Genomic DNA, 7510 nt, shown 5'->3' with positions numbered 1-7510 from the left:
GGGCGGCGGTCGAGCGACGGGCATGCCCGATGAATGCGCATTGCCGCCGCATCGACCACCGACGGCGGCGGCCGCGGTTCAGTGGCTGCGCGCGTACCCCTGGATCAGCGCGCGCATCATGCCTTCGACCGTCGCGTCGCGCAGGTCGGCCTCCTGCTCGGACGCCTCGACGAGCGCGGCATAGGCGGTGGCGAGCGTCACGCGGTCGACTTCGTGGCGCTGTTCCATCAGCGTCACCATGCCGTCCTTCGCCAGATGAGCGGAGAACGCGCGGCTGCCGATGGTCTGGAAAACGTCAATCATGGCGGCTCTCCCGAACGTTGCCGGTGCCTTCCAGTGTAGGTCGCGGCCGCACACGGCGCCATGCGCGGCGCAGCGCGCTGCGATCGCCGCCCGTTCAATGTTTACCCGAATCCACAAATCATCGACTTTTTATCGATAAATTCGCGTGATAGATTGCGCGCTCCGAACCCGGTCGAAACCGGGAACGCGGCGGCTCCTGGCGCCGCGCATTCAACGAAGGAGGCGTCATGCTGGTGCTGATTGGAGTACCGATCGTCGTGATCGGATTTGCGCTGCGCTTCAACGCGCTGCTGGTGGTGACCGTCGCGGGGCTCGCGACGGGGCTCGCGGCCGGGATCGGCATCGTCGACATCGTCAGCGCGTTCGGCAAGGCGTTCACCGACAACCGCTACATGGGGCTCATCTGGCTGACGCTGCCGGTCATCGCGCTGCTCGAGCGCAACGGGCTGAAGGAGCAGGCGAAGCGGATGATCTCGCGCGTGCATGCGGCCACGACGGGCCGCGTGCTGATGCTGTACTTCGTGCTGCGCCAGGCGACGGCCGCGCTCGGCCTCACGTCGCTCGGCGGGCACGCGCAGATGGTGCGGCCGCTGATCGCGCCGATGGCCGAGGCGGCGGCGGTCAGCCGCCACGGCGACCTGCCGGAGTCGGTGCGCCAGCAGATCCGCGCGCATGCGTCGGCCGCCGACAACGTCGCGGTGTTCTTCGGCGAGGACATCTTCATTGCGATCCAGTCGATCCTGCTGATCAAGGGCTTTCTCGAGCAGAACGGCATCGCGATCGAGCCGTTGCGGCTGTCGGTCTGGGCGATTCCGACCGCGATCGCGGCGCTGCTGATCCATTGCACGCGGCTCGCGCTGCTCGATCGGCGGCTCTCGCGCGGGCTCGCGGCGTTCGGGCGGGAGGGCGCGCGATGATCGGCCTCGAATCGCTGTACACGCTCGCGGGGCTGATGTTCGCGGCGTTCGCCTGCTTCAATCTCGCCGATCGCACGAACGCGCGCCGCGTCTTCAACTTCGCGTTCTGGGCGATCTACGCGGTCACGTTCCTGTTCGGTGCGAAGCTGCCGCATTTCGTGACCGGTTGCCTCGCGATCGCGCTCGCGCTGATCGCCGGCTCGGGCAAGCTCGGCCGCGGCCAGGGCGACGCGGCCGGCGAAGCGGCGGCGAGGCGGCGCGATGCGGGCGCGCTGCGCTTCGGCAACCGGCTGTTCGTGCCCGCGCTGCTGATTCCGGCCGTCACGCTGATCGGCACGTTCGCGCTGAAGCACCTGCCGTTCGTCGACGCGAAGAGCGTGACGCTGATCTCGCTCGTGCTCGGCACCGTCGTCGCGTTCGTCGTCGCGCTCGCGATGCTGCGCGATTCGCCGGTGCACGCGCTGCGCGACGCGCACCACACCATGAATGCAGTCGGCTGGGCCGCGATCCTGCCGCAGATGCTCGCGGCGCTCGGCGCGTTGTTCGCGGTCGCGGGCGTCGGCGGCGTCGTGTCGGGGCTCGTCAAGGACTGGGTGCCGATCGATTCGCCGTTCGCGGTAGTCGCCGCGTATACGGTGGGCATGGCGCTGTTCACGATGATCATGGGCAACGGCTTCGCGGCGTTTCCGGTGATGACGGCCGGCATCGGGCTGCCGCTGATCGTCCATCAGTTCCACGGCAATCCGGCGATTGTCGGCGCGATCGGGATGCTGAGCGGCTTCTGCGGTACGCTGATGACGCCGATGGCCGCGAACTTCAACATCGTGCCGGCCGCGCTGCTCGAACTGAAGGACAAGAACGGCGTGATCAAGGCGCAATGGCCGACCGCCGTGCTGCTGCTCGCCGTGAACACGCTGCTGATGTATGCGTTCGTGTTTCGTTTCTGACCCACCGACGAGATCCTCATGACCGACCGCCTCACGCCCGACCTCGCGTCGAAATTCGCCGCGTTCGCGCTCGCGCACCTCACGCGCGAGTATCCGAACAAGCTCACGCATGCGCTCGCGGGCCCGCAAGACGTGCAGCCGCCGCGCGCACTGCATCCGATCTTCTACGGCAGCTACGACTGGCATTCGTGCGTGCACGGCTACTGGCTCGTGCTGCGCGTGCTCGAACGCTATCCGGCGCTGCCGGAAGCCGCGCGGATCGTCGGCGTCGTCGACGCGCACTTCACCGATGCGAACGTCGCCGGCGAGCGTGCCTATCTCGCGCTGCCGCACAACAGCGGCTTCGAGCGGCCGTACGGCTGGGCGTGGCTGCTCGCGCTGTGCGGTCAGCTCGAGCGGCTCGCGCGTCAGGGCACGGTGCCGCAGGCCGCGCGCTGGGCGCAGACGATGGCGCCGCTCGCCGAGCTGTTCGTCTCGCGTTTCGAGGCGTTCCTGCCGAAGGCGACCTATCCGCTGCGCGTCGGCACGCACTTCAACACCGCGTTCGCGCTGTCGCTCGCGCTCGACTTCGCGCGCGACACGCAGCGCGACGGACTTGCCGCGCTGATCGTCGATACCGCGCAACGCTGGCACCTGAACGACGTCGCGTGCCAGGCGTGGGAGCCGTCGGGCGACGAGTTTCTGTCGCCTGCGCTGATGGAAGCCGAACTGATGCGGCGCGTGCTGCCGCCCGACGCCTTCGACGGCTGGTTCGCGCGCTTCCTGCCGGACCTCGCGCGCGGCGAGCCGGCGACGCTGTTCGAACCGGCCACCGTCAGCGACCGCAGCGACGGCAAGATCGCGCATCTCGACGGACTTAACCTGAGCCGCGCGTGGTGCCAGCGCGCGCTCGCGCGTGCGCTGCCGGAAGGCGACGCGCGCCGCACGAAGCTCCTCGACGCAGCCGAGCGCCATCTCGCGAGTGCGCTCGCGCATGTCGCGGGCGACTACATGGGCGAGCACTGGCTCGCGACGTTCGCGCTGCTCGCGATCGAAGCGTAGGGCTCATCCGCGGCCGCGCGATCGGCGGCTCGCCGCGGCGCGATGCGTGCGTCTTCATCGCGGCTGCGCCGCGCCTGCCATGCGCGGCCGTGTTCCGTCTACACAGGCAGCGCCGCGTCGGACGCATGCAGCAACGGCGCGAGCCGGCTCGCCGCGTCCTTCAGCTTGGGCACCGTCTCGAGCAGATCGGCGAGCGTCGCGCGCGCAGTCGGCGCGTGCACGGCGAGCGCCGCGAGCACGCGTCCGCTCGCCGCATCCTTCACGGGCACCGCGACCGCCACCATCCCGCGCACGAATTCCTCGTTGTCGATGCCGACACCGCGCACCGACAGCCGGTCGAGCTCGGCCGCGAGCAGTTGCGCATCGGTCAGCGTCCGGTAGGTCATCTTCTTCAGCGTGAGCCGCGCGAGCATCGCGTTGCGCTCCAACGCGTTCATCTGCGACAGAAACAGCTTGCCGCTCGCCGTGCAATGCAGCGGCACGCGCATGCCGGGCCGCATTTCGAGCCGCAGCGGTTCGGTCGTTTCGACGCGTTCGACATACAGCACGGTGTCGCCGTCGAGGGCGGTCAGGTTGCAGGTCTCGCCGAGCACGTCGACGAGCGAACGCAGCACCGAGCGGCAGCCGCGCGTGAACGTGTTGTTCGACAGCGCCGCGAGCGCGAATTGCGCGGCGCGCGGACCGAGCGCGATGCCGCGATCGTGGCCGCGCGAGTCGGGCATGTGGATCACGTAGCCGCGCGTTTCGAGCGATTCGATCAGCCGCAGCAGCGTCGCTTTCGGAATGTGCAGGCGCGCGGCGAGCTGCGACAGCGTATAGGGCTGACCGCCCGACGCGAGCGCTTCGAGGACGGCGAGCGCGCGCAGCACGCGCGCGTCGTCGGGTGCCGCGTCGGGCGGCGCGGGGGCGGTATCGCGCATCTGTCTCCTCCGGCGGGATCGTCGTGCGTCCCGCGTCTGTGCCGCGAGAGAAATGAAACGAATTGAACGGTTTTTGTACCACATTCCCCGCGTGGACAATAAAACGGCTTGAACGTGCTCCGTGTGCTCAATAAATTTGGACAAAACATACCGAATTTTTCATATCGGAACGGAGACACGGAATGACACGCAGCTTCGACTATGTCGTGGTCGGCGCGGGATCGGCCGGTTGCGTCCTCGCCAATCGCTTGTCCGACGGCGGCCGCCATACGGTCTGCCTGCTCGAGGCCGGCCCCGCGGACAACTACATGTGGATCCACGTGCCGATCGGTTACGGCAAGACGATGTTCCATCCCGTCTACAACTGGGGCTTCCATACCGATCCCGATCCGAACATGCACAACCGGCGGCTGTACTGGCCGCGCGGGCGCACGCTCGGCGGCTGCAGCTCGATCAACGGGTTGATCTACGTGCGCGGCCAGCAGCAGGACTACGACCATTGGGCCGCGCTCGGCAACCGCGGCTGGAGCTGGCGCGACTGCCTGCCGTACTTTCGGCGGCTCGAACACAACACGCTCGGCGAAGGGCCGACGCGCGGCATCGGCGGCCCGCTCTGGGCGTCGACGATCCGCCAGCGTCACGAACTCGTCGACGCATTCATTGCCGCGTCGAACCGGCTCGGCGTGCGCAGCGTCGACGACTTCAACACCGGCGATCAGGAAGGCGTCGGCTACTACCAGCTGACGACGCGCAACGGACTGCGCTGCTCGACTGCGGTCGCGTATCTGAAGCCCGCGCGCGGGCGGCCGAACCTGCACGTCGAAACCGATGCGCAGGCGCTGAAGGTGCTGTTCGACGGCACGCAGGCACGCGGCGTGCGCTACGTGCGCCACGGCGAGACGCGCGACGTCCACGCGCGGCGCGAGGTCGTGCTGGCGGCGGGCGCGCTGCAGTCGCCGCAACTGCTGCAGGTGTCGGGCGTCGGGCCCGCCGCGCTGCTGAACCGGCTCGGGATTCCGATCGTCGCCGATCGCGCGGGCGTCGGCGAGAACCTGCAGGATCATCTGCAGATTCGTCTGATCTACGAGGTCACGAAGCCGATCACGACGAACGACGCGCTGCATTCGTGGCTCGGCCGCGCGAAGATGGGGCTGCAATGGGCGCTGATGCGCGGCGGCCCGCTCGCGGTCGGCATCAACCAGGGCGGCATGTTCTGCCGCGCGCTGCCCGAATCGGCGACGCCCGACATTCAGTTTCATTTCTCGACGCTGTCCGCCGATTCGGCGGGCGGCAGCGTGCATTCGTTTCCCGGCTGCACGTATTCCGTGTGCCAGCTGCGGCCCGAATCGCGCGGCACCGTGCGCATCCGCACCGACGATGCGCGCGATGCGCCGTCGATCCGGCCGAACTATCTCGACACCGAGCTCGACCGCCGCACGACGGTGGCCGGCGTGCGCTTCGCGCGGCGTGTCGCGGCAACCGAGCCGATGGCGTCGCTGATGAAGCGCGAGGTGCGGCCCGGCGCCGAGGCGCAGACGGACGACGAGCTGCTCGCGTTCTGCCGCGAATACGGGCAGACGATCTTCCATCCGTCCGGCACCGCGAAGATGGGCGTCGCGAGCGATCCGCTCGCGGTGGTCGACGAGCGGCTGCGCGTCTACGGCACGCGCGGGCTGCGCGTGGTCGACTGCTCGATCATGCCGACGCTCGTGTCGGGCAACACCAACGTGCCGATCGTGATGGTCGCGGAAAAAGCGTCCGACATGATCCTCGAGGACGCACGCGAGGCCGACCGCGGCCGCAGCGTCGCGCCGGCCGCCGAAGCCGCCGCCTAGCGCGACACGCCGAATCGCCCGCGCGGCCCGTGCTCCTGCGCCCGGACGGCCGCCGCGCGCTCACCGGATGCCTCCGCCGGTACGGCGTCGGGGCAGGTCGCGGCGCATCCACCCTGAAGGAGCTCGCATGGCAATCGATTCCCGGGTCGTCCGCCGCGTGGCCGCGGCCAGCGTGATCGGCGCGACGGTCGAGTGGTACGACTTTTTCCTGTACGGCGTCGTCGCCGGCATCGTGTTCGACAAGCAGTATTTCCCGGCCGACGATGCGTTCGTGTCGACGATGCTCGCATATGCGACGTTCGCGGTCGGCTTTATCACGCGGCCGCTCGGCGGCCTGCTGTTCGGTCATCTCGGCGACCGCGTCGGCCGCAAGTCGGCGCTGATTCTGACGATGCTGATCATGGGCGTGTCGACGGCCGGCGTCGCGTTTCTGCCCACCTACGCGCAGATCGGCATGTGGGCGCCCGCGCTGCTGCTGACGCTGCGCGTGCTGCAGGGGATCGGCCTCGGCGGCGAGTGGGGCGGCGCGGTGCTGATGGCGTACGAATATGCGCCGCCGCATCGGCGCGGGCTCTATGCGAGCCTGCCGCAGATCGGGCTCGCGATCGGGCTGTGTCTCGCGGCCGGCGTCGTCGCCGCGCTGTCGCGCGTGCTGCCGGACGCCGCGTTCCTGTCGTGGGGCTGGCGCATCGCGTTCGCGGCATCGCTGCTGCTCGTCGCGATCGGCTTCTACATCCGCACGCGCGTGGCCGATACGCCCGAGTTCGTCGCGCTGAAACGGCAGCGGCGCGACACGAAGCTGCCGGTCGTCGAGCTGCTCGGCAGCTACCGTCGCGCGATCCTGCTCGGCATGGGTGCGCGCTACATCGACGGCGTGTTCTTCAACGTGTTCGCGGTGTTTTCGATCGGCTACATGACGCGCAATCTGTCGATCTCGCGCGGCGACGCGCTGCTCGGCGTGATGAGCGCCGCGGTCGTGATGTGTGCGTTCATTCCCGTGTTCGGCAGCCTGTCCGACCGGCTCGGCCGCGCGCGCGTGTACCGCTGGGGCGCGACGCTCTGCGGGCTGTCGGTGCTGCCCGCGTTCTGGCTGCTGCACGCGCATTCGACGAACCTGCTCGCGGTGTGGCTCGCGCTCGTGATTCCGTTCGGGATTTTCTATGCGATGGCGTACGGGCCCGAGGCCGCGTTGTTTGCCGAGCTGTTCGACGCGAACGTCCGCTATACGGGCATTTCGTTCGTCTATCAGGTGTCGGGCATCTTCGCGAGCGGCATCACGCCGATCGTCGCGACCGCGCTGCTGCGTGCGAACGGCGGCGAGCCGTGGCTCGTCGGGGTTTACGTGATGCTCTCCGCCCTCCTGTCGATCGTGTCCGCGCGCGCGATCGAGAAAAGCGGCGGTGTGGCCGGCGTCGCGGTGCGCGCGACCTGATCGCCGCGCGCCCGTGGCGGGCGGGGCGCGGCATCGCCGTCGCGCATGTCGCAGCCCGCATGCGGTCGCATCTGCGCGATCTCCGTGCGTGGCCGCGCGTGCGCCGGAAGCGGCC

Annotated in this window: 7 protein-coding genes; 5 read left to right on the top strand and 2 right to left on the bottom strand. The window is 69.0% G+C overall.

Annotated elements, in window-relative coordinates:
• Nucleotides 1–78 precede the first annotated feature (78 nt).
• Nucleotides 79–303 carry a hypothetical protein gene (locus HMPREF3115_RS18340; RefSeq protein ID WP_006399758.1) on the bottom strand — a complete coding sequence of 75 codons (225 nt, stop codon included), beginning with the start codon at nt 301–303 and terminating at the stop codon, nt 79–81.
• A gap of 227 nt (nt 304–530) precedes the next feature.
• Here HMPREF3115_RS18340 and HMPREF3115_RS18335 point away from each other — a divergent pair, with 227 nt between their 5' ends.
• From HMPREF3115_RS18335 to HMPREF3115_RS18325, 3 genes are read left to right on the top strand one after another with little or no spacing between them, the layout of a single operon-like run.
• Nucleotides 531–1220, top strand: a complete 690-nt coding sequence (locus tag HMPREF3115_RS18335; protein WP_070555554.1) for a DUF969 domain-containing protein — start codon at nt 531–533, stop codon at nt 1218–1220.
• Entirely contained in the window at nt 1217–2167 is a 951-nt protein-coding gene (locus HMPREF3115_RS18330) for a DUF979 domain-containing protein (protein ID WP_070555552.1), read from the top strand. The genes HMPREF3115_RS18335 and HMPREF3115_RS18330 overlap by 4 nt, the downstream gene beginning before the upstream one ends.
• 18 nt (nt 2168–2185) lie before the next feature.
• Nucleotides 2186–3208, top strand: a complete 1023-nt coding sequence (locus tag HMPREF3115_RS18325) for a DUF2891 domain-containing protein (RefSeq protein ID WP_070555550.1) — start codon at nt 2186–2188, stop codon at nt 3206–3208.
• 98 nt (nt 3209–3306) lie between these two features.
• Here HMPREF3115_RS18325 and HMPREF3115_RS18320 read toward each other — a convergent pair whose 3' ends face one another.
• A complete protein-coding gene (locus tag HMPREF3115_RS18320) occupies nt 3307–4128 on the bottom strand; it encodes an IclR family transcriptional regulator (protein WP_070555548.1) in 822 nt (273 codons plus the stop codon).
• 182 nt (nt 4129–4310) lie between these two features.
• Between HMPREF3115_RS18320 and HMPREF3115_RS18315 the strand changes: the two genes are divergently transcribed.
• On the top strand, nt 4311–5963 hold the full coding sequence (locus tag HMPREF3115_RS18315; protein WP_070555546.1) for a GMC family oxidoreductase: 1653 nt from the start codon (nt 4311–4313) through the stop codon (nt 5961–5963).
• A 127-nt stretch (nt 5964–6090) separates the two neighbouring features.
• Nucleotides 6091–7395 carry an MFS transporter gene (locus HMPREF3115_RS18310; RefSeq protein WP_070555544.1) on the top strand — a complete coding sequence of 435 codons (1305 nt, stop codon included), beginning with the start codon at nt 6091–6093 and terminating at the stop codon, nt 7393–7395.
• Nucleotides 7396–7510 lie beyond the last annotated feature (115 nt).

This window comes from Burkholderia sp. HMSC10F09 (assembly GCF_001806955.1).
Taxonomy (GTDB): Bacteria; Pseudomonadota; Gammaproteobacteria; order Burkholderiales; family Burkholderiaceae; genus Burkholderia; species Burkholderia multivorans.
This window is presented reverse-complemented; position numbering and strand designations above follow the sequence as displayed.

Excerpts from the sequence above, each read along its gene's own strand:
- HMPREF3115_RS18330 (WP_070555552.1), top strand. The coding sequence starts at position 1,217 with ATGATCGGCCTCGAATCGCTGTACACGCTCGCGGGGCTGATGTTCGCG.
- HMPREF3115_RS18320 (WP_070555548.1), bottom strand. The coding sequence starts at position 4,128 with ATGCGCGATACCGCCCCCGCGCCGCCCGACGCGGCACCCGACGACGCG.
- HMPREF3115_RS18315 (WP_070555546.1), top strand. The coding sequence starts at position 4,311 with ATGACACGCAGCTTCGACTATGTCGTGGTCGGCGCGGGATCGGCCGGT.
- HMPREF3115_RS18335 (WP_070555554.1), top strand. The coding sequence starts at position 531 with ATGCTGGTGCTGATTGGAGTACCGATCGTCGTGATCGGATTTGCGCTG.
- HMPREF3115_RS18340 (WP_006399758.1), bottom strand. The coding sequence starts at position 303 with ATGATTGACGTTTTCCAGACCATCGGCAGCCGCGCGTTCTCCGCTCAT.
- HMPREF3115_RS18310 (WP_070555544.1), top strand. The coding sequence starts at position 6,091 with ATGGCAATCGATTCCCGGGTCGTCCGCCGCGTGGCCGCGGCCAGCGTG.
- HMPREF3115_RS18325 (WP_070555550.1), top strand. The coding sequence starts at position 2,186 with ATGACCGACCGCCTCACGCCCGACCTCGCGTCGAAATTCGCCGCGTTC.